General features: G+C 67.5%; 22 protein-coding genes. 6 read left to right on the forward strand and 16 right to left on the reverse strand.

From position 1 onward, the window contains the following. Positions 1 to 23 precede the first annotated feature (23 nt). Positions 24 to 434: a hypothetical protein gene (locus tag ACFO6Q_RS18610; RefSeq protein ID WP_380022623.1), complete on the forward strand. Its 411-nt coding sequence runs from the start codon at positions 24 to 26 to the stop codon at positions 432 to 434. Here ACFO6Q_RS18610 and ACFO6Q_RS18615 read toward each other — a convergent pair. The 5 genes from ACFO6Q_RS18615 to ACFO6Q_RS18635 form a co-directional block, all read right to left on the reverse strand. After that, the gene (locus ACFO6Q_RS18615) at positions 431 to 1,822 is read right to left on the reverse strand and encodes a hypothetical protein (protein ID WP_380022624.1); all 1,392 of its coding nucleotides are present in this window, start codon (positions 1,820 to 1,822) and stop codon (positions 431 to 433) included. The genes ACFO6Q_RS18610 and ACFO6Q_RS18615 overlap by 4 nt on opposite strands. Before the next feature lie 85 nt (positions 1,823 to 1,907). After that, positions 1,908 to 2,405, reverse strand: a complete 498-nt coding sequence (locus ACFO6Q_RS18620) for a hypothetical protein (RefSeq protein WP_380022625.1) — start codon at positions 2,403 to 2,405, stop codon at positions 1,908 to 1,910. A 54-nt stretch (positions 2,406 to 2,459) separates the two neighbouring features. Next, the gene (locus ACFO6Q_RS18625; RefSeq protein ID WP_380022626.1) at positions 2,460 to 3,848 is read right to left on the reverse strand and encodes a hypothetical protein; all 1,389 of its coding nucleotides are present in this window, start codon (positions 3,846 to 3,848) and stop codon (positions 2,460 to 2,462) included. Between the two features lie 70 nt (positions 3,849 to 3,918). Further along, positions 3,919 to 4,425 (reverse strand): hypothetical protein, encoded by a 507-nt coding sequence (locus ACFO6Q_RS18630; RefSeq protein WP_380022627.1) that lies wholly within the window; start codon positions 4,423 to 4,425, stop codon positions 3,919 to 3,921. 44 nt (positions 4,426 to 4,469) lie between these two features. Further along, positions 4,470 to 5,228: a hypothetical protein gene (locus tag ACFO6Q_RS18635; RefSeq protein ID WP_380022628.1), complete on the reverse strand. Its 759-nt coding sequence runs from the start codon at positions 5,226 to 5,228 to the stop codon at positions 4,470 to 4,472. Positions 5,229 to 5,715: 487 nt separating this feature from the next. Between ACFO6Q_RS18635 and ACFO6Q_RS18640 the strand changes: the two genes are divergently transcribed. From ACFO6Q_RS18640 to ACFO6Q_RS18650, 3 genes are read left to right on the forward strand one after another with little or no spacing between them, the layout of a single operon-like run. Further along, a complete protein-coding gene (locus tag ACFO6Q_RS18640) occupies positions 5,716 to 6,462 on the forward strand; it encodes a glycosyltransferase family 2 protein (protein WP_380022629.1) in 747 nt (248 codons plus the stop codon). Further along, positions 6,456 to 6,836 (forward strand): DUF2304 domain-containing protein, encoded by a 381-nt coding sequence (locus ACFO6Q_RS18645; RefSeq protein WP_380022630.1) that lies wholly within the window; start codon positions 6,456 to 6,458, stop codon positions 6,834 to 6,836. The genes ACFO6Q_RS18640 and ACFO6Q_RS18645 overlap by 7 nt, the downstream gene beginning before the upstream one ends. 14 nt (positions 6,837 to 6,850) lie before the next feature. Continuing rightward, positions 6,851 to 7,999, forward strand: a complete 1,149-nt coding sequence (locus ACFO6Q_RS18650) for a glycosyltransferase (protein WP_380022631.1) — start codon at positions 6,851 to 6,853, stop codon at positions 7,997 to 7,999. Here ACFO6Q_RS18650 and ACFO6Q_RS18655 read toward each other — a convergent pair. The 7 genes from ACFO6Q_RS18655 to folC form a co-directional block, all read right to left on the reverse strand. Continuing rightward, positions 7,966 to 9,375 (reverse strand): hypothetical protein, encoded by a 1,410-nt coding sequence (locus ACFO6Q_RS18655; protein WP_380022632.1) that lies wholly within the window; start codon positions 9,373 to 9,375, stop codon positions 7,966 to 7,968. The two genes, ACFO6Q_RS18650 and ACFO6Q_RS18655, sit on opposite strands and share 34 nt — an antisense overlap. Beyond that, the gene (locus tag ACFO6Q_RS18660) at positions 9,372 to 10,580 is read right to left on the reverse strand and encodes a hypothetical protein (RefSeq protein WP_380022633.1); all 1,209 of its coding nucleotides are present in this window, start codon (positions 10,578 to 10,580) and stop codon (positions 9,372 to 9,374) included. The genes ACFO6Q_RS18655 and ACFO6Q_RS18660 overlap by 4 nt, the downstream gene beginning before the upstream one ends. Further along, a complete protein-coding gene (locus ACFO6Q_RS18665) occupies positions 10,577 to 11,395 on the reverse strand; it encodes a ferritin-like domain-containing protein (RefSeq protein ID WP_380022634.1) in 819 nt (272 codons plus the stop codon). Before ACFO6Q_RS18665 ends, ACFO6Q_RS18660 begins: the two co-directional genes overlap by 4 nt. 150 nt (positions 11,396 to 11,545) lie before the next feature. Continuing rightward, a complete protein-coding gene (gene purF, locus ACFO6Q_RS18670) occupies positions 11,546 to 13,024 on the reverse strand; it encodes an amidophosphoribosyltransferase (protein ID WP_380022635.1) in 1,479 nt (492 codons plus the stop codon). Positions 13,025 to 13,035: 11 nt separating this feature from the next. Continuing rightward, positions 13,036 to 13,596 carry a CvpA family protein gene (locus tag ACFO6Q_RS18675; protein WP_380022636.1) on the reverse strand — a complete coding sequence of 187 codons (561 nt, stop codon included), beginning with the start codon at positions 13,594 to 13,596 and terminating at the stop codon, positions 13,036 to 13,038. A 109-nt stretch (positions 13,597 to 13,705) separates the two neighbouring features. Further along, a complete protein-coding gene (locus ACFO6Q_RS18680; RefSeq protein WP_380022637.1) occupies positions 13,706 to 14,644 on the reverse strand; it encodes an SPOR domain-containing protein in 939 nt (312 codons plus the stop codon). A gap of 59 nt (positions 14,645 to 14,703) precedes the next feature. After that, positions 14,704 to 16,026 carry a bifunctional tetrahydrofolate synthase/dihydrofolate synthase gene (gene folC, locus ACFO6Q_RS18685; RefSeq protein WP_380022638.1) on the reverse strand — a complete coding sequence of 441 codons (1,323 nt, stop codon included), beginning with the start codon at positions 16,024 to 16,026 and terminating at the stop codon, positions 14,704 to 14,706. A gap of 121 nt (positions 16,027 to 16,147) precedes the next feature. Here folC and ACFO6Q_RS18690 point away from each other — a divergent pair, with 121 nt between their 5' ends. Then, a complete protein-coding gene (locus ACFO6Q_RS18690) occupies positions 16,148 to 16,873 on the forward strand; it encodes a M15 family metallopeptidase (RefSeq protein WP_380022639.1) in 726 nt (241 codons plus the stop codon). Positions 16,874 to 16,904: 31 nt separating this feature from the next. Next, a complete protein-coding gene (locus ACFO6Q_RS18695; protein WP_380022640.1) occupies positions 16,905 to 17,516 on the forward strand; it encodes a glutathione S-transferase family protein in 612 nt (203 codons plus the stop codon). An 88-nt stretch (positions 17,517 to 17,604) separates the two neighbouring features. Here the strand turns inward: ACFO6Q_RS18695 and prpC are convergent, their stop codons facing one another. The 4 genes from prpC to prpE form a co-directional block, all read right to left on the reverse strand. After that, entirely contained in the window at positions 17,605 to 18,771 is a 1,167-nt protein-coding gene (gene prpC / locus ACFO6Q_RS18700) for a bifunctional 2-methylcitrate synthase/citrate synthase (protein ID WP_380022641.1), read from the reverse strand. Between the two features lie 32 nt (positions 18,772 to 18,803). Then, positions 18,804 to 19,370 (reverse strand): hypothetical protein, encoded by a 567-nt coding sequence (locus tag ACFO6Q_RS18705; RefSeq protein WP_380022642.1) that lies wholly within the window; start codon positions 19,368 to 19,370, stop codon positions 18,804 to 18,806. A gap of 4 nt (positions 19,371 to 19,374) precedes the next feature. Then, the gene (prpB, locus tag ACFO6Q_RS18710; RefSeq protein WP_380022643.1) at positions 19,375 to 20,268 is read right to left on the reverse strand and encodes a methylisocitrate lyase; all 894 of its coding nucleotides are present in this window, start codon (positions 20,266 to 20,268) and stop codon (positions 19,375 to 19,377) included. A 118-nt stretch (positions 20,269 to 20,386) separates the two neighbouring features. Then, the gene (prpE, locus tag ACFO6Q_RS18715) at positions 20,387 to 22,285 is read right to left on the reverse strand and encodes a propionate--CoA ligase (RefSeq protein ID WP_380022644.1); all 1,899 of its coding nucleotides are present in this window, start codon (positions 22,283 to 22,285) and stop codon (positions 20,387 to 20,389) included. Between the last annotated feature and the right edge of the window lie 122 nt (positions 22,286 to 22,407).

Raw genomic sequence — 22,407 nt, forward strand, 5'->3', positions numbered from 1 at the left:
CAAGCGTGTCGGCGCAAACCTGCGTGGCGCCAATCACGCTCCGTCCCAACTCCGCCCCGGTGACCGGCAGCACCTGCAACGGGGGCGAGCCGGTTGCACTGCTCTGTCACGAAGTCGGCGAAACCGGGCCTGTCGTCGTCTACGCAATCGACGCCGAGCGTTTGTCCGGCTTCATCGACGTTGCCGCAAACTTCACCTCGTTCCTCGCCGTGAAGAACGCGAACTGCCTGAAAGGCGACTGCATCTCGAGCATGCCGGGGGCGCCGATACTGTTCACCCCGGATATGCAGGGCCCGTTCTACGTCGTCGTTGCGGCGGATCCAAAAATGGAAGCCCCCGGAGCCTGCGGCAGCTACACCCTCTTTCCGGACCTTCGCGTCATCGACGACGTATTGTTGGCGGATGGTTTTGATCGCCCTCCCGTCATTCCTTAGGCATCCGATACGAGGCCACTTTCCGCGTCCACGCTGGGCAGCGCAAAAAAGTAAGCCGCTCCCTGCTCGAAATTGCCGTCGACCGTGGCAGCGAAGGCGCCGACGAGTGCATCTTTCTCCGAAAGTGCCGCGTAGTATCCGAACAGATCGCCAGCCTTGCCGTCGCTGGCCTTCAATGTCTTCACTTCCTGCCAGAGGCCTTGGCGAAAAACGAACAAATAGGCAGCTCCTGTGTAGCTGCTCGTCGCATAGGCACCGACGATGAGCCGCTTCTTGGCCAAGCTGACGGAGGCGCCGAAAAGCGAGATCGAAGTTCCCTCGGCTGCGTAGAACTTCTGCGTCTCGTCCCATCGGCCGCGCTCGAAACTGAAGCGATAGACGGCCCCTTGGCTTACGTTGCCGTTGATGACGGAGCCTTGCGCACCGACCAGGGCTTCAACTCCGTTCCATGCGATCGACGTACCGAAGTTTTCGCGAGGAGCTCCTTCTGCGGCGGTAAGTCGCGTGGTCGACACCCATTCTCCGGAGGAGCGGCGTGCATAGACGTACACCGCCCCCTGCCCGGGCTTTCCGTCGATGGTAGCGGTGCGCGCACCGATGAGAGCGACATCCTTGTTGATCGCAATCGACGAGCCGAATGCACTGGTCACATCATCCGGATCGGGAGCATTTAGGGTGTTTCGCTCTACCCAATAGTCACGCGAGCGCCCGTGTACGAGATCGAAAGCGATGACTCGATAGGGAACCGTTATCCCCCCTCGAGTGAACCCTCCGAGAGAGACGAGCGCTCGTGACGAACTCAGGCAAACCACGGTGCCGAAGGTATCGAGATTTCGCAGCCGGCTGCCGGTGATCTTCTGTGACTCGACCCAGCGTCCACCCGACTTGCTGAAGAAATAAGCCGCACCTTGCCACACTTTCCCGTCGATGGCGGCGAACGGCGCGGTGATCATCGCTCGGTCACCGTCCAAGGCAATCCAAAAGCCGAACTGATCGCGCTCCGCCCCATCGCTCGCCGTGAGGCGCTGAACTTCTTTCCAGGCGCCCCCGATCTTGTTGTATACGTAGACGACTCCTTGGCCCACCCGTCCGTCCACGGTCATGTTCTTGGCGCCGACCAGGGCAACATCACCTGAAATCGCTACGGCGGAACCCAGCCAGGCACGCGGAAATCCCTCTGATGCGGAAACCTTCTGCTCCGTCCAGCTTGTTTGGATCGGCGACTTCTTCCTGATACCGGGCATCTGCACCACCTCTGCGTCCGTGATCACGTCAAACGAGAAAGAATGTAAGGCTGGCCCTCGCCTGGAGATACGCCTCGCCGCTGCGAGGCTCACCATGCCGTAATGCACGGCGCTGCGCTTGTCCGTCATCTCGATCGACACCATGACGATTTCGATCAGCGAAACCAAAGAGCGTACAGTCGCGGCGTGTCTTTTTTTGAATCCAAGCTCTCTCCGGTCTGTCGAAGAATCAATCGACGGAAAACCTCTGCAGAATGACCGGAAGAAACCCATCCGCCGTGACCGAAAACGTCCCGCATGCTCCCGGCTGATCGAAATCTGCTCCGGTGACAATCAGATAATACGCTCCGGGAGGAATGTCCGAATGACTCATCACAGTAGAGCCGTCCCCGACCGTAGTGCAGGCGGCATCTGTATTGCAGCCGCTGGCCTGAGGAATCAGATAAGAACTCAATGTGTAACCGGATCCACCAGCGAAAGCAATCCCCGAAAATGGAGCGTCGCTGGTCACTTGTATCTGCGAAACAAAAGCTGCCCCCGGCGCACCTCCCGCACCTTGGCACACACTCACTATTCCGGCCTCATTGCCGCAAGTGGTGCCTGTCAAGCTGATTCCCCCGTTGGCTCCTGGATGCCATGCCGCAGGTGATGCACAGGTTTGAGCGTAAGCCATCGGTGCAGCGAGCGCGAAGAGCAAAGACGCGACACCGGAAACAAGGGTTCTCATGAGCATCCTCCCGATTGAAAGTTCAGTCACGAAATTCCGACAGCCAAACCTGGATCACTTTGCCACAACCTTCTGTCGATTCACCAACGGTTCCTTTTTTCCGTCCCCTTTCAGCATGTCGATGGCATACCAATAAGTTCTCCCGGAAATCGCCGAGTTGTCGCGCCACTGGTATCGACTGGAAGACCCTCTCTCCCGGTTCTTGACCAGTATCACATCCTTGCTGATGCGAATGAGCTTTCCGTTTTCCTCGTCGGCCCGGTAAATCAGATAACCGTAAACGGAGCGCTCATTGGCCACCGACCAACTCAGCAGCGGCCCCTGCCCGGCCGGAGGCTCTTCATTGGCGGCGTCCACTGCCTGCCGCAGTGATTGGCCGAGATTCGGAGTCGCAGCCACCTCTTGTTGACTTTCGGGCAGACTGCTCTTAGCAGCTCCTGCTGCTTCACGCTCCTCGTCCAAATCATGCACTTTGGTAGTGGGATTCAAGAGCATTCCGACGACCTGGATCGGCAGCGTTCGTCCGAATTCCGGAAGGTCGACATCGACAGTGCCTTGCAGTCGCCCGAGACCCTGGTCATTCGACACGGCCACCTTCACTAGTCGACATCCGGGAGCGGCAGGGTCGCATGACGTGGACACGGCACTTCCCTTGACACCGTTCAGTTTGACGCCGCCCACCTTGAAATCCTTACCCGATTCGCTGGTCAAGCGGACGAGGAATTCGTTTTTGTTGTTCGTGCGCATCAGGCCCATCGAGACCGGATTGCCGTTCGGGGCGATCTCGCCGATGACGTTCGCGTCGATCGTGAGCCAAGCCTCCTTCTGCTGGGGCACGTTGGTCTGCAACTTGATCTTGTCGTGCAGGATTCCCCAGGGGAGATCCCCGCGAAACGACACGCGCACCGTTCTGTGATCGTCGTCGATATTGACCTCGAGGTAATCCGGTTTCGACGAGACCCCGGTGAGACGAAAATCAGGCACCTCTCGGCTGTCGAGAGTGATGGACTTGGTGGGCTTCTCGCCCTTTTCTTTGAAAGCGCCGAAATCCAATACCAATGGACTCTGGTCGAGGGCAGACAACACGAATGCGTAAACCGTCGATCCCCGTTGCCCGAGAATGCCGGGCTCGTCCGTCCTGAAGCGGAACGACCGCTTGATGTATCCCATATTGTCGCGAGTAGCGATCGTGGCCTTCAAATAGGCTTTGCCGTGCGGAGGCACCACCACGGCTTTCTCGATGCTGTCCCAAGACATCACCGCCTCTCCGTTGGAGATTCGGATGGGGCGATCACCCATGTTCGTCAACTCGAAATTACAGCTTGCCGTCTCGAACTGCCAGTGTTCTCCGGCATCGCAAGGGGAAATCTCCAGATTGGATTTCGGGCTCGCGCCGGAAGATGCCGCCATCGAGCTCGCCAGCAAAAATGAAGCAATCAGCATACGATCGTCCAAAATAAAAAACCCACCCGTGTCGCCACAGGTGGGTCTAGGAAAAGCAAGGTTGGCTGGATTAGCCCACCGAGAAGCTCTGCAGCGTCACCGGCAGGGTGCCGTCAGACGTCGCCGTGAACGTGCCGCAAGATCCCGGCGCGTCGAAATCGGCGCCCGTCAGGATCAGGTAGTACGAACCCGGCGGGGTGTCAGTGTGCGCCATCTGGGTGCTTCCGTCACCGACGGTCGTGCAGGCAGCGTCCGCATTGCAGCCGCTCGCTTCCGGAACGAGGTACGCGCTGATCGTGTAGCCCGCGCCACCCGTGAAGCCGATCGTCTGGTACGTACCTTCGGCCGAAACATTGACGCGAGCGACGAAGGCAGCCGCCGGAGCGCCGCTGGCGCCCTGGCAGACGCTGACGATGCCGGTCTCGTTACCGCACGTCGTACCCGTGAGGGGCGGCTCACCCGTCGTGTTCGGCTGCCACGACGCCGGAGACGTGCACGTCTGTGCGCTCGCCGACATGCCAAAACACGCAGCAAACACCGCCGCACCCACCATTGAGCAGAGCATATTGCGCTTCATTTAGTCACTCCTATCGAATTTTTTGAATTAACTGAGGAAATGCCTCAGTGACCGATGTAAGTCGTACGACGCGAATCGAACGTATCGAAGCCAACAGCCTGGGTGGCATGGTTGGTCTTGAAGGCCGCGCTCGGAGCGGTCAGACCCAGCGAAGCGGCAGCGACACCACCCCACGCGGCATTGTCCAGATTCGCGATGCTGCCCGACTCCGTCGGCTCCGTCGTGCCCGCGGCAGCATTCACCCAGTACTTGAGTTCGCCAGCCGCACCAGCACCAACCTTCAGGAAGCCTTCGATGCGATTCACACCCGGGGTGAGGTCGGTTGCGAAGCTCTGCGCGCAGCTGAAGGTGCCCGAGCCGCACTGAGCGATGAAACGAATGCGCTTCGCGCCGGCCGGACCCGCTACCAGCGAGACGCGGAGAAGGCGATTGAAACCGTTAGCGGTGTTCTGAGCCGGAGCCTGGAACACGACAACGTTGTCCGTCGAGCTGAAGTCGCTCAGCGCGTTGGTGTCGACCAGGAACTGGAAGCGATAGCTCGTTTCCGGCGAAGCGTGGTTGTAGCGCACGAACGAGGAGGCCGTCGTGCTCGGGCCGAGCGACGAAACCAGCTTACATTCGGTCGAATCCAGACCCGGAGTAGCGATGGTCAGGCTGGAGGTCGAAGGAGGAAGGACCGACTTGCTCGTCCAAGCGCCACCGTCCGCCGTGGTCGGACCCGCCGGGCAAGCCGCCATCGCGCTACCCGCGAAACCAGCCAGACCGACCAGCGCCAGCGAAAGAACTTTCATCTTCGTGTTCATTTGAGAAATCTCCCAGAGTGTCTCGGGCGAGGTGCAGTCCCCATCCCCGTTGGTTGTGAATGTTGGTTAACCAAGCCCGATCCGCGCGGACGATAGTGTAAGGAATAACGCTATGTCAACACGTTCGCAGCGTGGACCAGGCTAACCCGTGCCCGATTCGAGAGCGGGATCCCCAACTGCATGCGGTCCCGAATCCCGGTCAGGGGCTGCCTCGCGGCTGCGCCTGAACCCACGAACTTCTATGACGCACGATCGGACGGGAACCGGACACTCTGCCGGGAACTTTTTCCAAACCCCTTCGCCGGCCCGTCCGGGCCGGCCCCTTCCCTGAGAGAACCCGGGCCCCGTCCGCATATAAGTATGTGTCGGACCGCCCGTGCCGGGAAGACGCCCGGCAGGCGAATCCCGCGCGGACCGGACCGGCGTACATTGACCTCCCCTGCCCCCATCCGCAGAATCGCGCCTCCTTGCGGCTCCTCTTCTCCCCTTGGCCCCGACCCTTTCCCCACCGCTCGTCGCCAGCGACTGCCTGGCCGTCATCCCCGCGCGCAACGAGACCGGCACGGTCGCCGCGGTCGTCGCCGGCGTGCGCCAGGCGCTCGGCTGCCACGTGCTGGTGGTCGACGATGCGAGCACGGACGCGACGGCGGCCGAGGTGCGGGACGCCGGCGGTGAGGTGCTGACCCTCCCGCTGGGACTGGGCGCCTGGGGCGCCACCCAGGCCGGCATCCGCTACGCGCGGCGCAATGGCTATTCCGGCGTGATCACCCTGGACGCGGACGGCCAGCACCTGCCCGAATCGCTGCCTTCGCTGTTCCTGGCGCAGGCGCGCAGCGGCGCGAACGTCGTCATCGGCACCTGCATCGAGCGGCTCAGCCGCGCCAAGCGCATCGCCTGGCGCTACCTGCGCCTGCTGACCGGGCTGAAGCTCGGCGACTTCACCTCCGGCCTGCGCCTGTACGACCGCCGCGCGATCGAGATCCTGGCCGGCCCCGAGGCCAGCCTGCTCGACTACCAGGACGTCGGCGTCCTGATGCTGCTGTCCAAGCACGGCCTGGCCATCGAGGAGACCCCGACGCCGATGCTGCCGCGCCGCCAGGGTCGCTCGCGCGTGTTCGCTTCCTGGTGGGTGGTCGCGCGATACATGCTGCACACGACGGTGCTGTGCATCGCGCAGATCGACGCCGGACGCCGCGCGCCGGCGCGGGCCGCGACGGGAGGCCGCGCATGCTGACCAGCCAGATGACGTCGGCCATCCTCGGCATCGGCTTGGCCGGCGCGATCCTGTTCCTGGTCCGTCGCGACCATCTGCACGGCCCGTTCGCGATCTGGTGGTTCGCCGTCGCCGCGGCGACGTTCGTGCTCGGTGTGTTTCCCGGCGTCGTCGTCTGGCTCGGCCACGCGACCGGCATCGTCTACGCGCCGGTGCTGCCGATCATCATCGGCCTCTCGCTGGTGCTGATCCGCCTGCTCAAGCTCGACATCGACCGCTCCAAGCAGGAACGGCAGATACGCCGCCTGACGCAGAAACTGGCGATCCTCGAGCAGGAACTCGACCGCCTGGAAGGCCGCCCGGCGCGGGACGCGCGCCTCGACGACGATTCCTGACGACGCCCGGCGGCATGCGCGTCCTCCACCTCGGCAAGTACTACGCCCCGGAGCGCGGCGGCATCGAGCGCTACACGCAGGCACTGGCCGAATGGTGCGTCGCGCAAGGCGACGCGGTCAGCGTCCTCGTGCACCAGCGCCCCGGCCTGTGGCGCGGCGCGCGCGAGGCGATGAACGGCGTGGAGGTACGCCGCGCCGGCTGTCTGGCCGCGCCGGTGTACACGCCACTGAGCCCGGCTTTTCCGCTGCAGCTGTCGCGCGCGCTGCGCGAATTCCGCCCCGATCTGCTGCATCTGCATTTCCCCAATCCGTCCTGCTTCGCCGCGCTGGCCAGCCCTGCCGCCCGGCGCCTGCCATGGATCGTGCACTGGCACGCGGACGTCCCGCCGGATTCGCCGGACTGGCGTCTGCGCACCTTCTATCGCGCCTACCGGCCGTTCGAGCAGGCCACGCTCGCGCGGGCGCGGGCGATCGTCGCCACGTCGCAGCCGTACCTCGACGCGAGCGCGGCGTTGTCGCCGTGGAAGGACAAGGCACGCGTCATCCCTCTGGGCATCGGCGATCTCCCCGCCATTTCCACTCCGGCGCAGCCACCCGCCTGGCCGGCGGCCGGCCTGCGCCTCCTCGCCGTCGGTCGCCTCAGCCGCTACAAGGGTTTCGGGGTTCTGCTCGAAGCGCTCGCGCAGGTCGCCGACGCGAGCCTGCTGCTGGTCGGCCACGGCGAATGCGAGCGCGAACTGCGTGCGCTCGCCTCGGCCCGCGGTCTCGACGCGCGACTGCACCTGGCCGGCGACCTCGACGACGACTCGCTGGCGGCGGCCTACGCCGCGGCGGATGCGTTCGTGCTGCCGTCGCTGGACCGCGGCGAGGCCTTCGGCCTGGTCCTGCTGGAGGCGATGCGCTCGGGCCTGCCGGTCATCGCCAGCGCGATCCCGGGCTCGGGTGTGGGCAGCGTCGTCGTCGACGGCGAAACAGGCCTGCTGGTGACGCCCGGCGACGTGGCCGGACTCGCGGCGGCGATCGAACGAATGCGCAATCCGGACCTGCGCCGCCGGCTCGGCCAGGCCGGCGAGCGGCGCTGGCGGAAGGATTTCGCGCTCAAGGCGACGATGCCGGCGTGGCGCCGGATCTACACCGAAGCCGTCCGCGCGACGCCGGCCTGATCGCTGCGGCCGCTCGCCGGCCACAGCGCGAACAGCAGCGATGCGACCAGCAGCGGCGTCATCTGCAGCAGCAGGCGGTTCACTGCCGAGTAGCTCTGCGCGTAACGCGAAGCGGTCGTGAACACGAACAGGCCGAAGATCAGCGCCAGCGGTATCGCCAGCAGCACCAGCAGGCGCCGGGCGGTCGGGTCGCGGCGCCACTGCGGCGCGTTCCAGACCAGTGCGACCGGCAGCGCGAACCACAGCAGGTTCCAGTTCCACTGTCCCCACAGCGCGTTCGACAGCGCCGCGATCGACTGGCCGATCGAGCCCAGCGCGAGCGCCGGCCCGCTTCCGGCGTAGCTACGCGCGGCGGCGATCCAGGCCACGCCGAAGACCAGGGACGCGACGACGGCGACCGCCGCCACCGCGAGCCCGATGGCGAAGCGCTTGGCACGCAGACCTTCGGGCAGCACGCCGAACACGCAGGCGGCGCCGAGCACGATGCTCCACGCCGCGCCTTCGAGCTTGATCATCGGAAGCAGCGGCAGGAGGCCGAGCACGATCAGCAGCTGGCGCGAGTCGCGGTCGCGGCGCCAGCGCAGCCACGCATGCCCTGCGAGCGACAGCAGCGCCGCCAGCCACAGGTCGGCGTAGCCGCCGAGCGCCGCATGGGCGTTGAGCAGCGGCAGCGAACCGAGCAGGTACACGCCGGCCAGCGCGGCGAACCGCGGCACGTCGAGCGCGCGCCACTGACCGTACTGGGCGAACAGCATGGCGCACCACAGGCCGAGCCAGGCGAGGTTGATCCACGGCTCGACCCAGCCGCCGCCGGCGAACCAGACCAGGGTCCACGGCAGCAGCTCGGGATAACTCCAGGCGCCGGCCGTGCGCGCCTCGACCGCGGGCGCCGACAGCCAGTTCTCGAAGGAAACGTACGGCGTCACGTGCCCCGCCAGCACCCAGGCCTTCGCCTTGGCCTGCCAGATCGCCCAGGCATCCCACGGCAAGGTCGGATGCAGAAGGATGTCGCTGGCGAGAATCCAGCCGCGCCAGCCCAGCAGGATCAGCACGGCCGCCGTGAGCGCCCATTCGCCGCGCGTGAACGACACGGAGGCCGGCAGCGGCGCCGCGCCGCGGCGGCGCCAGGCGAAGATCCAGCCAGCCAGTCCGATCAGCACGGCGCCCGTGCCGACGCGCGAGGCAACGAGCGAAAGCTCGGATGCGGCCAGCACGCGCACCAGCAGGCCGCACACCAGCGCTCCGACGATCCAGCCGCCGGCGAGTGCGACGACGCGGTCGTGCCCGCGCCGCGGCCAGCCGGCGCAGGCGACCCACAGCCCGCTGCCGACCAGCAGCGGCACGCACCAGACGATCCATGCGGACAGGCCGTTCACGGCGACACTCCTTCGACGCGGTATACGGCCAGTCCGTCTGTTTCCAGCATCGTCCTGACGCGCACGCTCTGCTTGCCGACGCGCAGGCGGTTGCCGACCGGCCGCAGACGCTTGCCCTCGCCGTGGCGGACCAGGATCGTTCCGACCGGCACCACGGCGCGGCCGCCGGCGAGCGCGAGTTCGCCGTAGGCGCCGATGTTGAGCGGCGAGGCCAGGTAGGTCAGGCGCAGGACGTCGTGCGGGGAATCCGCGTCGACCAGAATCCGCGTCGTCGGCGGCGCGTTCACCAGCATTTGCTTCAGATGCGTCGCCGCATCGCGCAGCTCGGCGTCGACGACGTGATCCTGCCGCTGCGCGAGCGGAACATCGCCCCAGACGTCGCGATCCACGGACCGCTTGTAGGCCAGGCTGCGCAGCCACGCCGCATCGGCCACCACCCAGGCAAGCGCCGCCACGACGAGCAGGCCGCCGCCGAGACGCCGGCCCGACCAGCCCAGCACCAGGCGCGCCCAGACGGCCGCCAGGCCGAGTGCCAGCGCCAGCACCAGCGGAAGGCGCGGCGCGTGTGGCGAGCTGTCGCCGACCTCGCTCGGCCCGACCGCGCTGACCGAAATCAGCTGCCACGGCGTGAGCAGGGACCAGCCGGTGAGCAGAGCGCGAATCCGGCCGGCCCACGAATCGGACTCGAGTCCGACCGAGACCAGGGTGAACGGCGCGAAACCGCGTTCGGGCGCGACCAGCTGCGCGGCGGCGAACTGGGCGAAGCCGAGTTCGACGATCGTGCCGCGCCAGGCTTCGATCCGCGACAGGTCGAAGCTCGCTTCACCGCTGCCCGGCCACGGCAGCGCGATGGTCTGCACGTCGTCGGGCTGCTCGGCGGTGCGGAACACCAGCGTGAGTTCCAGCGTGCGCGGAAAATTCTCGAAACGGTAGCGCAGGATCGGCAATTCCTCGCCGGCCACGTTCGCCAGCGCGGTGGACTGCAGGGCGGAATAGTCCTCCGCCGCGGCGGTCACCTGCAGGCGATCGTCCTGCGCCGCGGCAGTGCCGAAGACCGGCTGGAATTCGCGTCCGGCGAACTCGCGCGTCAGCTGCGGCGCCGGCGGCGTGCTCCAGCCGGCGCCGGCCGCCCACAGCACGAGCAGCAGCCAGCTCGCCGCCGTCGCGACGACGAACGCCGCGAGGCGCGCGCGCGGCACCCTCATGCGGCCAGCTCGGCGAGGCGATCGAGTTCGATCGCCGTGAAGCCGGCGCGCAGGCGTGCGTCGACGTTGAACGGACCGCGCAACCCGCCGCGCAGATGCGTTTCGAGCAGGCTGCGGAAGGTGGCCTGCGGCTCCACGCCTTCGCGTCCGCAGCACCAGGCGAACCAGCGCGAGCCGGCGGCGACGTGGGCGACTTCCTCGCGCAGGATCACGTCGAGGATCTCGACGGTCGCGTGATCGGACACGCCGCGCAGGCGCTCGATCATGCCCGGCGTCACGTCGAGTCCGCGCGCCTCCAGCACGCGCGGCACCAGAGCCATGCGCGCGAGGCAGGAATCGGCGGTGCGCATCGCCATGTCCCACAGTCCGTCGTGCGCGTCGAAATCGCCGTAGGCGTGGCCGTACTCGGCCAGCCGCGCGCTCAGCAGGCCGAAATGGCGCGCCTCGTCGGCGGCGACCTGGGCCCAGTCGCGGTAGTAGTCGTCGGGCAGGTCGCGGAAGCGGTAGACCGCGTCCCAGGCGAGATTGATCGCGTTGAACTCGATGTGCGCCACCGCATGGACCAGCGCCGCCCTGCCCTCCGCGGTGCCGAGGCCGCGCTGCGCCAGCGCGCGCGGCGCGACCAGGCGCGGGCTGGCGGGACGGCCCGGCGCTCCGATCGGCGCGGGTGCCGACGGCGCCGGCGGTCGCGACAGCTCACCGCGCGCGATCGCCTGCGCGAAGCGCTGCGTCAGCGCGCACTTCTGCTGCGGATCGGCGCTGGCGAGGCAGATCTCGGCCGCCGCGAACAGGTCGACCGGGTCGGTGTGATCCATGCGTATCGGGTCCCAGTTGATGCCCGTCGCGGATTATCCACGACTGCAATCGGCAAGGATGCGATACGTGTCGGGACCCAGATGCAAAGAAAACGTTCAATACGCGCGCCGCACAGCCCGGCCCCGGGGCTGAACGCGGCGGACGAGGGCTCAGCCGGTCTGCCGCCGCTGCATCTTCGCGTCGTCGGAGCGCGAAAACTCCAGGTCGCGCAGATAGGTCGGCTCGACGCCGGTCACGTACTCGCCCGAGAAGCACGAGGTATCGAAGTACTTGAGGTCCTCGTTGCCGTCCTGCACGGCCCAGATGAGGTCGTCGAGATCCTGGTAGACCAGCTTGTCGGCGCCGAGGATCTTCTCGATCTCCTCCACCGTGCGGCCGTGCGCGACGAGTTCGGCGGTCACCGGCATGTCGATGCCGTAGATGTTCGGATAGCGCACCGGCGGCGCCGCGGAGGCGAGGTACACCTTCCTCGCGCCGGCCTCGCGCGCCATCTGGATGATCTGCCTGGATGTGGTGCCGCGCACGATCGAATCGTCCACCAGCAGCACGTTCTTCTTGCGGAACTCCAGGCCGATCGGATTGAGCTTGCGGCGCACCGAGCGCACGCGCTCGCTCTGCCCCGGCATGATGAAGGTGCGGCCGATGTAGTGGTTCTTGACGAAGCCGTCGCGCACCGGCACGCCGAGCTTCTGCGCCAGCGGCCCGGCCATCGTGCGCGAGGTGTCCGGAATCGGGATCACCGAGTCGATGTCGTGTTCGGGCATCAGGCGCAGGATCTTCTCGCCGAGCTTCTCGCCCATGCGCAGACGCGCCTTGTAGACCGAGACGTCCTCGATCATCGAATCGGGCCGCGCGAGGTAGACGTACTCGAAGATGCACGGCGCGTGCAGGCCCGGCTCCGCGCACTGGCGCGTGTGCAGCTTGCCGTCGACCGTCAGCAATACGGCCTCGCCGGGCGCGACGTCGCGCAGCAGGCGGAAGCCGAGGATGTCGAGCGCGACCGACTCGGACGCGACCGCGTATTCCCTGCCGGTGGCCGTTTCGCGCTCGCCGAGCACCAGCGGGCGGATGCCGTGCGGATCGCGGAAGGCGAGCACGCCGTAGCCGAGCAGCACCGACACCACCGCGTAACCGCCGACGCAGCGCGCGTGCGTGCCGGCGACCGCCTTGAAGATGTGATCCGGCGACAGGGTCATGCGATCCTGGATCTGCAGCTCGTGCGCGAGTACGTTGAGCAGGATCTCCGAATCGGAATCGGTGTTGATGTGGCGGCGATCGTCCTCGAACACCTCGCGGCGCAGCGCCTCGGTGTTGATCAGGTTGCCGTTGTGCGCCAGCGCGATGCCGTACGGCGAGTTCACATACAGCGGCTGCGCCTCGGCCGAGCCTTCCGAGCCGGCGGTCGGATAGCGGCAGTGGCCGATGCCGATGCTGCCGCGCAGGCCGAGCATGCTGTCGCGGTCGAACACGTCGCGCACCAGACCCGCGCCCTTGTGCAGGCGCAGGCGGTTGCCGTCGAGCGTGGCGATGCCGGCCGCATCCTGGCCGCGGTGCTGCAGGACGGTGAGCGCGTCGTAGAGCGCCGCAGCGACTTCCGACTGGCCGACGATGCCGATGATTCCGCACATGATTGGATACTTCAGGTAGACGTAGGATTCGGGACGGCCGGCGGTTTCCTGTCGGATTCCGGCGGGCGGATCAAGGCACCGGCTGCCGGTTCGAGGTAGCTCGCCACCTCGGCCGGCAGGCGCTCGCGCAGCCAGCGCGCGCCCGGTTCGAAACTCGGCAGCAGCCGCGACTGGCCCCACCACGGATCGCGTGCGAACGGGGTGAACCCGAGCAGCAGCACGATCAGCACGACCAGGGCGATCCCGCGCACGAGGCCGAACACCATGCCCAGCAACCGGTCGCTGCCGGACAAGCCGCTGCCTTCGACCAGCTTGCGCATCAGGAACGTCACGATCGCACCCGCGATCAGCACCGCGATGAAACACAGCCCGTAACCGAGCAGAACGCGCACCGACGGCGTGGATATGCTGCCGGAAAACTGTTCCGCAAGAGCCGGACCGAGCATCCATGCGACCCAGAACGCGCACGCCCACACCGCCAGCGCCAGTACTTCGCCGATGAAGCCGCGCCACAGCCCCATCAGCACCGACAGGCCGAGCACGGCCAGGATCGCGTAGTCGGCCCAGTTCATCACAGCGCCGGGGTTGGGGATTGGGGATCGGGGATTCGGAAAAGATTCGACACGCTCACCTGCACCGCTCTAACGAATCTCCAATCCCCAATCTCCAATCCCGGCCTCATCACAACGTGACGATCATGCCGTCGAGTTTCAGCTTGTCCTTGATGCCGGTCTTCAGCTTGTCGGCGGCGGCGCGGTCGACTTCCGGGCCGGCGCGCACGCGCCAGAGCGTGGCACCGTTGGAATCGATCTTGTCGACGAACGCCGCGTAGCCGGCGTTCTTGACGCGGTCGCGCAGCTTGTTGGCGTCCTCGACCGTCTTCATCGCGCCGAGCTGCACGGCGAATGCGCCGGCGCGGTTCTTCGGCAGCGCGGCGGGCGCCGCATCGGCGGGCGCGTCGGCCGCCAGCTGCACGACGCTGCCGGGCACGGTCGGCTTGATCTGCTTGATGCGCACGCGCGCCGCCTCGGCCGCGGCGCGATCGGTGAACGGGCCGACGCGCACGCGCGACGCCGGCTTGCCCTGGTAGCTGCTCGATTCGGCGAACGCCGGATAGCCGCCCTTCTTGAGGCCGGCGACCAGCTCGTCGGCGTTCTTGATCGCCGTGTAGACGCCCAGATGCACGAAGTATTTTCCATCCGCCGCCTGCCCCGGCGCCGGCTTGGGCGCTTCCGGCACGGCGGCCGGTGCCGGCGTCGGCGTGGCGGCCGGCGCAGGCGTGGTCTTGGCGACCGGCGTGGGTGTCGGCGTGGTGGCGGGGCTCGCTGCGGCCGGCTGCGGCGATTCCGCCGGCTTCGGCGCCGTGGCCGTGTCGACCGTGGCGACATGGTTTTCGTCGACCGGCGCCGCTGCGGACGGCGCGCTGTTCGGCGCCGGAGCGACCGGCAGCACGCGCGTCTGGAACTCGCGATCCGGCGCCGGCGGGATCGCCAGGCTGGAAGTCTCCATTTCCGCGCTCTTCTGCGGCGCCGAACCGGACATGAACATCGGTACGAAGATCACAGCCAGCGCGATCAGCACGGCGGCGCCGAGCAGGCGCTGTTTCAGCGACAGATCCATGATGGGTCCGGGTCGGAAAATCGACGCGATTATACGCGCCCCCCGTGCTGTATCGAAGGTTAAGCGGCGGGTGCGGCGCGCCTGGCGAGCCGCTGCGCGGCGAAACGCAGTGCCGCGGCCGCGACGAAGAACGAACCGAAGGCGAGGATCCGGTCGCCCGCCTTCGCCTGCGCGAACGCGGCGGCGAGCGCCTTGCCGGCGTCGGCGTACCGGGCCGGTTCCGCAGCGGCACCGATCGCGTCACCGATCGCCGCGCGCAGCGGCTCGGCGGCGAGCCCGCGCGGCGAGTCGCCATCGAGCCCGGCGAGCAGCCATTCGTCGACCTCGCCGCGCAGCGCCGCGACGATGCCGCGCGCGTCCTTGTCGGCGAGCGCACCGAACACCGCCAGCGTGCGGCCCGCCGCCGGTTCGGCGCGCAACCATTCGGCCAGGGCGCGCGCGGCCTGCGGATTGTGGCCGACGTCGACGATCAGCTCGGGCGGTCCGGCGAAGCGCTGCAGCCGCGCGCCGATCCTCGCCTGCGCCACGCCTTCGCCGATGGCCGGGGGATTCCACCCGAGCCGGCCGCGCAGCGCGTGCAGCGCGGCGATCGCCGCGGCCGCGTTCGCCAGCTGGCACGGCGCGGCGAGCCGCGGCGGCGGCAGCATGAGCTGCGTGTCGCCGGCACTCCAGGACCAGCCGTCCTCGCTGCGCGCATACGCGAAATCGCGGCCGGCCAGACGCAGGTCGGCGCCGATGCGCGCGGCTTGCGCGAGCAGCGTCGCCGGAGGCTCGCTTTCTCCCACGATCGCGGGGCGCCCGGTGCGGAAGATGCCGGCCTTCTCGCGGCCGATGCTGTCGCGATCGTCGCCGAGCCAGTCCTGGTGGTCGAGGTCGACCGTGGTCACGATCGCCGCATCGGCGTCGACGAGGTTGACCGCATCCAGGCGCCCGCCGAGCCCGACCTCGAGCACGGCGACGTCGAGCGCACTGCGCGAGAAGATCCACAGCGCCGCCAGCGTGCCGTACTCGAAATACGTCAGCGCGACAGGTTCGCCGGGGCCTTCCGCGCGCGCCGCCTCGATGCGCTCGAACGCGTCGATCAGCGCCGCATCGTCGACGTCGTCGCCGGCGACGCGGACGCGTTCGTTGTAGCGCAGCAGATGCGGCGAGGTGTAGGCGCCGACGCGACGGCCGTCCGCGGCGAGCATGGCCTCGAGGAAGGCTACCGTCGAACCCTTGCCGTTGGTGCCGCCGATCGCAATCACCAGCGGCGCCGGGGCCGGCGCGCCGAGGCGTTCCCAGACCGCACGCACGCGCTCCAGGCCGAGCTCGATCGCCTGCGGATGCACGCGCTGCTGGTAGTCGAGCCAGTCGGCCAGCGTGCTCGGAAGTTCGCTCATGGCGGCGTGCGGACGGGATGGGCCGGCGATGGTGGGGATTCGGCGCGCGTTTGGCAACGGCGGTCGGGATTGGGCGGTCGCACGGCTATCATGCGTCTTTTCCGAAACCGCGGAGTCGGGAATGCGCACGCTGCCGTCGATCCTCGCCGTCGCGCTCGCCGCGTGCAGCGCGAACCCGCCCGCGCCGGCGGTGTTCCGCATCGAACCCGTACGGCCGGTCACCGAGCTGCTGCCGCAGGCGCTGGCGGCGACGCCGCCGCACGAAGCGGGCGAGTTCCGCGCGCCGGACCTGATCGAGCCGGCCGAACTCGATCCGTCCATCCGGCTCGACATCCGCTACGCGACGACACGCAATTTCCTCGGCACGGCGTTGTACAGTCAGCCGCGCGCGTTCCTGCAGCGTCCGGCCGCACAGGCGTTGGTGCGCGTGCAGCGCACGCTCGCCGCGGACGGCTATGGCCTGCTCGTGCACGACGCCTACCGCCCCTGGTACGTGACGAAGATGTTCTGGGACGCCACGCCGCAGGACTTGCACCGTTTCGTCGCCGATCCCGCCAAGGGTTCGCGCCACAACCGCGGCTGCGCGGTCGACCTGACGCTGTACGATCTCAAGACCGGCCGTGCGGTCGAGATGCCGAGCCTGTACGACGAGATGTCCGAGCGCGCCTATCCGGACTACGCCGGCGGCGATGCCGACGCCCGCGCACGCCGCGATCTCCTGCGCCGCCGCATGGAAGCCGAAGGCTTCCGCGTGTTCGAATTCGAATGGTGGCACTACGACTACCGGGACTGGACCTCGTACGCCATCCAGAACGTCCGCTTCGAGGACGTCGGCCGCCCGCACTGACGCGGGCAATCACAGCAAAAAGGAGAAGACGATGAAGCTCTACTACTCGACCGGCACCTGCGCGATGGCCGACCACATCGTGCTCGAATGGATCGGTCGGCCGTACGAGCTGCAGCGCCTGAGCCGCGAGGAGCGCGCACTGCCGGAGTTCCGCCAGATCAACCCGGCCGGCGCGGTGCCGGTGCTCGAGGTGGACGGCTGGGTCCTGACCCAGAACGCGGCGATCCTGAACTATCTCGTCGACGTCCACCCGGAAGCCGGACTGGGCGGCGACGGCAGCGCGAAAGGCCGCGCCGAGGTGAACCGCTGGCTGGCCTTCGTCAACTCCGACGTGCATCCGGCCTTCAAGCCGCTGTTCGGCTCGACCGCGTATCTCGAGGACGCGGCCGCGATCGAGAAGACCAAGACGCATGCGCGGACGACGCTGCGCACGCTGTTCGAGCGCACCGACGCGCAGCTGGCCGGCCGCGACTGGCTGGCCGGATCGCGCTCGATCGCCGATCCCTACCTCTACGTCGTGCTGCGCTGGGCCAGGGGACAGAACCTCGACCTCGGCGGCCTGGAAAACCTGGCCCAGTTCGCCGCCCGCATGGAAGCCGACCCGGCGGTGCAGAAGGTGCTGAAGGAAGAAGGGCTCGCCTGAAAAGAACGGGCCGGGCTGCTCCGAAGAACAACCGCGTCATCCGCGTGCCCGTCATCCCTGCGCAAGCGGGAATGACGGGCGGAATGGCTCAACGCCGGTCGATCGGCACGAACTCCAGGTCTTCCGGGCCGACGTAGTTGGCGCTCGGACGGATGATCTTGCCGTCGATGCGCTGCTCGACCACGTGCGCGCTCCAGCCGGAAGTGCGCGAGATCACGAACAGCGGCGTGAACATCGCGGTCGGCACGCCCATCATGTGGTAGCTGACGGCGCTGAACCAGTCGAGGTTCGGGAACATCTTCTTGATCTCCCACATCGTCGACTCGAGGCGCTCGGCGATGTCGAACATCTTCAGGTTCTGCTGCGCGGCCGAAAGCTCGCGCGCGACTTCCTTGATGACCTTGTTGCGCGGATCGCTGACCGTGTAGACCGGATGGCCGAAGCCGATCACGACTTCCTTGCGCTCGACGCGGGCACGGATGTCGGCTTCCGCTTCGTCCGGCGTGTCGTAGCGCTTCTGGATCTCGAACGCGACCTCGTTGGCGCCGCCGTGCTTGGGGCCGCGCAGCGCGCCGATCGCGCCGGCGATGGCCGAGTACATGTCGCTGCCGGTGCCGGCGATCACGCGCGCGGTGAACGTCGACGCGTTGAACTCGTGCTCGGCGTAGAGGATCAGCGAGGTGTGCATCGCGCGCACCCACAGCTCGCTCGGCTTCTCGCCGTGCAGCAGGTGCAGGAAGTGGCCGCCGATCGAATCGTCGTCGGTCTCCACGTCGATGCGCTTGCCGTTGACGGCGAAGTGGTACCAGTACAGCAGCACCGAACCGAGCGAGGCCATCAGCCGATCGGCGATGTCGCGCGCGCCGGGATGGTTGTGGTCGTCCTTCTCCGGCAACGCGCAACCGAGCGCCGAGACGCCGGTGCGCATCACGTCCATCGGATGCGCCGACGCCGGCAGGCTCTCCAGCACCGCCTTGACCGAAGCCGGAATGCCGCGCAGCGCCTTCAGCTTGGCCTTGTAGCCGGCCAGTTCCGCGCGATTGGGCAGCTTGCCGTGCACCAGCAGGTGCGCGATCTCCTCGAACTCGCAGGTGGTGGCGACGTCGAGGATGTCGTAACCGCGATAGTGCAGGTCGTTGCCGGTGCGGCCGACCGTGCACAGCGCGGTGTTGCCTGCGGCGACACCGGACAGGGCGACGGATTTCTTCGGTTTGAACGCAGGGGTCGCTTCGTTGTCGCTCACGTCTTTCTCCATTGTGCGATCGCCGCGCATGTGCAGCGAATTGTTCAATCGATGAATTGCCGCTCCGGCGGCAATGCCGGACAGGCGTCGACCTGCATGCTGGTCTGGTCGCGCACCTTGCGGTCGCGCACCCAGCATTCGCCCAGCGTCGAGCAGTAGCAGATGCTGATCTTCACGCGCTTCTGCGCCGCCACGCGGAATCGCTCGTAGCTTTCGGCATCGGGCAGCTGGATCATCTCGATCCGCTCGCCCGCCGTCATCACGTTGCCGCTGATGGTCGAACGCTTCAGGTTCTCGCGGTCGGAATCGAGGTCGAGCGCATCGAGCACCTCGCTCCAGCTGCGCTTGGGCTGATCGTCGACCAGCACCTCCACGCCGCGCACCTGCGCCGGCCCGACGCCCTTGTTCAGCACGATGATCGAGCGGTCCGGATCGGCGTAGCCGATGATCAGGAACGGCCACACCTGCGCGCGCACCTGCTCGCGCTGCACGTAGGCGGTGTATCCGGAAACCAGCAGCGCGAGGAAACCGATTAGCGCGGCAACGACCGCCGCGAGCGCGTCCCAATGGCGCTCGCGTGCGGGCTTCTCGGGCGCCGCCGGGGCCGTCACCGGCTCACGGCTCCTTCCTGCCGCTGGCGAACAGCGTGTCGAGCTTGCGCTCGTAGTCGTGATAGCCGAGGAAGTCGTACAGCTCCTCGCGCGTCTGCATAGTCGGCACCGCGGCCTTCTGCGTGCCGTCGCTGCGCGTGGTCTCGTAGAAGTTCAGCGCCGCCTTGTTCATCGCGCGGTACGCGCCGCAGCAGTACAGCGCGATGTCGACGTTCGCCGACTTCAGCTCCTCGACGGTGAAGAACGGCGTCGAGCCGAACTCGGTCAGGTTGGCCAGGATCGGCACCTTCACCGCGGCCTTGAACCGGCGGTAGTCGTCGAGCGTCTTCATCGCTTCGGGGAAGATCATGTCGGCGCCGGCCTCGACGTAGGCGACCGCACGCTCGATCGCCGAATCCACGCCCTCGACCGCGGCCGCGTCGGTGCGCGCCATGATGACGAAACCGGCATCGGTGCGTGCATCGACCGCCGCCTTCACGCGATCGACCATTTCTTCCTTCGGCACCACTTCCTTGCCGGGACGGTGGCCGCAGCGCTTCTGCCCGACCTGGTCCTCCATGTGCACGGCGCCGACACCGACGTTGATGAAGGACCGGATCGTGCGCGCGATGTTGAACGCGCCGCCCCAGCCGGTGTCGATGTCGACCAGCAGCGGCAGGCCGGTGGCGTCGACGATGCGGCGCGCGTCGATGAGCACGTCTTCCATCGTGCTGATGCCCAGATCCGGCACGCCGAGCGAGTTCGCGGCAACGCCGCCGCCGGAAAGGTAGATCGCCTTGTAGCCGACACGCCTGGCCATCATGGCGGCGTAGGCGGTGATCGCGCCGACGACCTGCAGCGGGCTTTCCTCTGCGACGGCGGCGCGGAAGCGCGCGCCGGCGGAAGCAATCGAACTCATGCGACCTCCTGAAAGACCCGCAATTCTAGCCGATCGCCGCGGGGCGCCGTTCGTGCCGGTCGCGCCGCACCCGCCTCGGCGCCGGCCCGACGACCGCAACGCGGTGCGCAGGACTCGCTCAGACGTCGCTGCCGCGCTCCAGCGCGCGGCGGATCTCCTCGAGCGCGCCCGGATCGTCCAGCGTCGACAGGTCGCCGGGGTCGCGCTGCTCGGCCAGTGCCTGCAGCGACCGGCGCAGCAGCTTGCCCGAACGCGTCTTCGGCAGCGCGTTGACGATGTAGATGCGCGCCGGCCGCGCCACGCCGCCGAGCGTCTCCACCACGCGCCGCTGCATCGCGTCCGCGTTCGCGCGCTTCTCCGCCTCGTCCGCCTGCGCGGCCTTCAGGGTCGCGAAGACGACCGGCACCTGGCCTTTCAGTTCGTCGTGCACGCCGACCACCGCGGCCTCGGCAACGCCCGAATGCGTGGCGACGGATTCCTCGATCTCGCGCGTGCCCAGACGGTGCCCGGCGACGTTGATGACGTCGTCGGTGCGGCCGAGGATGAAGGTGTAGCCGTCCACGTCGCGCACCGCCCAGTCGAGCGAGCTGTACACCAGTTCCTTGAAGTGGCTGAAGTAGCTGGCCTTGAAGCGCGCGTCGTCGCGCCAGATCGTGGTCATGCATCCCGGCGGCAGCGGCGGCACGATGACCAGCACGCCCTTCTCGTTCGGTGCGACTTCGCGGCCGCTGGCCTCGTCGATCACGCGCAGCTTGTAGCCGAGGTTCGGCAGGCCGGGCGAGCCGAACTTGACCGGCTTCAGATCCAGCCCCGGATGCAGGCACAGCACCGGCCAGCCGGTCTCGGTCTGCCAGTAGTTGTCGATGACGGTCTTGCCGATGCCGTCGGTGATCCACTGCGCGGTCGGCTCGTCCAGCGGCTCGCCGGCGAGGAACAGCCACTTCAGCGCCGACAGGTCGTACTTGCGCAGCCACGAGGCGTCCTGCTTCTTCAGCACGCGGATCGCCGTCGGCGAGGAGAACATCGTGCGCACGCGGTATTTCTCGCACAGCTGCCACCAGATGCCGGCGTCGGGGCTGGTCGGCAGGCCCTCGTACAGCAGCACGGTCGCGCCGGCGATCAGCGGCCCGTAGACGTTGTAGGAATGCCCGACCGCCCAGCCGACGTCCGAGGTCGTGAACATCGTCTGCCCGGCGCGCACGTCGTAGATCGCCCACATCGACAGGGCCAGCGCCACCGCGTGGCCGCCGACGTCACGCTGCACGCCCTTCGGCTTGCCGGTCGTGCCCGAGGTGTAGAGCAGATAGCTCGGCTCGTTCGACTCCAGCCATTCCACCGGCACCGTCGCACCGTCGTGGCGCGCGCGCAGTTCGGCGTAGTCGAGGTCGCGGCCGGCCACGCGCGCCAGATCCGGATCGAGTCCGCGGCTGACGATCAGCACGTGCGGCGGCGGCGACTTCGCCGCGGCGCACGCCGCGTCGACCAGCGGCTTGTACGGAATCACCTTGCCGCCGCGCATGCCGGCGTCGGCGCAAATCAGCAGCTTCGGCTGCGCGTCGTCGATGCGCAGAGCCAGGTTGTGCGCGGCGAAGCCGCCGAACACGACCGAATGGATCGCGCCGATGCGCGCGCAGGCGAGCATGGCGAACACCGCCTCCGCCATGTTCGGCATGTAGATCACCACGCGATCGCCGCGGCCGACGCCCAGCGACTTCAGCACCGCGGCGAACGTGTTCACTTCGCGATGCAGTTCGCGATAGGTGATCTCGTGGGTGAGATTCGTTTCAGTCGACACCGCGATCAGCGCGAGCTGGTCGCCGCGCGCGTCCAGGTGCCGGTCGATCGCGTTGTGGCAGAGGTTGGTCTCGCCGCCGACGAACCAGCGCCGGAACGGCGGGTTCGAGTCGTCGAGGATGCGCTGCGGCGGCCTGTGCCAGTCGATCGCCCTGGCCTGCTCCGCCCAGAACGCCTCCGGCTGCTCCACGGACTGGCGATACAGCTCGTCGTAGGTCGTCATCGCGCTTCTCCTGGGGCCTCGCCCCGCAAGCCTAGAGGACGGCGCGCCCGCGGCGGCTACGACCTTGGTCGAGGGGCATCCGGGCGCCGTCTGCTATCCTCGCTTGAAATTAATTATCCATT

The organism is Dokdonella ginsengisoli, from assembly GCF_042652785.1.
GTDB classification, from domain to species: Bacteria; Pseudomonadota; Gammaproteobacteria; order Xanthomonadales; family Rhodanobacteraceae; genus Dokdonella_A; species Dokdonella_A ginsengisoli.

Coding starts and splice junctions, on each gene's coding strand:
- ACFO6Q_RS18615 (WP_380022624.1), bottom strand. CDS start 1,822: ATGGTGTCGATCGAGATGACGGACAAGCGCAGCGCCGTGCATTACGGC.
- ACFO6Q_RS18620 (WP_380022625.1), bottom strand. CDS start 2,405: ATGAGAACCCTTGTTTCCGGTGTCGCGTCTTTGCTCTTCGCGCTCGCT.
- ACFO6Q_RS18625 (WP_380022626.1), bottom strand. CDS start 3,848: ATGCTGATTGCTTCATTTTTGCTGGCGAGCTCGATGGCGGCATCTTCC.
- ACFO6Q_RS18630 (WP_380022627.1), bottom strand. CDS start 4,425: ATGAAGCGCAATATGCTCTGCTCAATGGTGGGTGCGGCGGTGTTTGCT.
- ACFO6Q_RS18635 (WP_380022628.1), bottom strand. CDS start 5,228: ATGAACACGAAGATGAAAGTTCTTTCGCTGGCGCTGGTCGGTCTGGCT.
- ACFO6Q_RS18645 (WP_380022630.1), top strand. CDS start 6,456: ATGCTGACCAGCCAGATGACGTCGGCCATCCTCGGCATCGGCTTGGCC.
- ACFO6Q_RS18650 (WP_380022631.1), top strand. CDS start 6,851: ATGCGCGTCCTCCACCTCGGCAAGTACTACGCCCCGGAGCGCGGCGGC.
- ACFO6Q_RS18660 (WP_380022633.1), bottom strand. CDS start 10,580: ATGAGGGTGCCGCGCGCGCGCCTCGCGGCGTTCGTCGTCGCGACGGCG.
- ACFO6Q_RS18665 (WP_380022634.1), bottom strand. CDS start 11,395: ATGGATCACACCGACCCGGTCGACCTGTTCGCGGCGGCCGAGATCTGC.
- purF (WP_380022635.1), bottom strand. CDS start 13,024: ATGTGCGGAATCATCGGCATCGTCGGCCAGTCGGAAGTCGCTGCGGCG.
- ACFO6Q_RS18675 (WP_380022636.1), bottom strand. CDS start 13,596: ATGAACTGGGCCGACTACGCGATCCTGGCCGTGCTCGGCCTGTCGGTG.
- ACFO6Q_RS18680 (WP_380022637.1), bottom strand. CDS start 14,644: ATGGATCTGTCGCTGAAACAGCGCCTGCTCGGCGCCGCCGTGCTGATC.
- folC (WP_380022638.1), bottom strand. CDS start 16,026: ATGAGCGAACTTCCGAGCACGCTGGCCGACTGGCTCGACTACCAGCAG.
- ACFO6Q_RS18690 (WP_380022639.1), top strand. CDS start 16,148: ATGCGCACGCTGCCGTCGATCCTCGCCGTCGCGCTCGCCGCGTGCAGC.
- ACFO6Q_RS18695 (WP_380022640.1), top strand. CDS start 16,905: ATGAAGCTCTACTACTCGACCGGCACCTGCGCGATGGCCGACCACATC.
- prpC (WP_380022641.1), bottom strand. CDS start 18,771: ATGGAGAAAGACGTGAGCGACAACGAAGCGACCCCTGCGTTCAAACCG.
- prpB (WP_380022643.1), bottom strand. CDS start 20,268: ATGAGTTCGATTGCTTCCGCCGGCGCGCGCTTCCGCGCCGCCGTCGCA.
- prpE (WP_380022644.1), bottom strand. CDS start 22,285: ATGACGACCTACGACGAGCTGTATCGCCAGTCCGTGGAGCAGCCGGAG.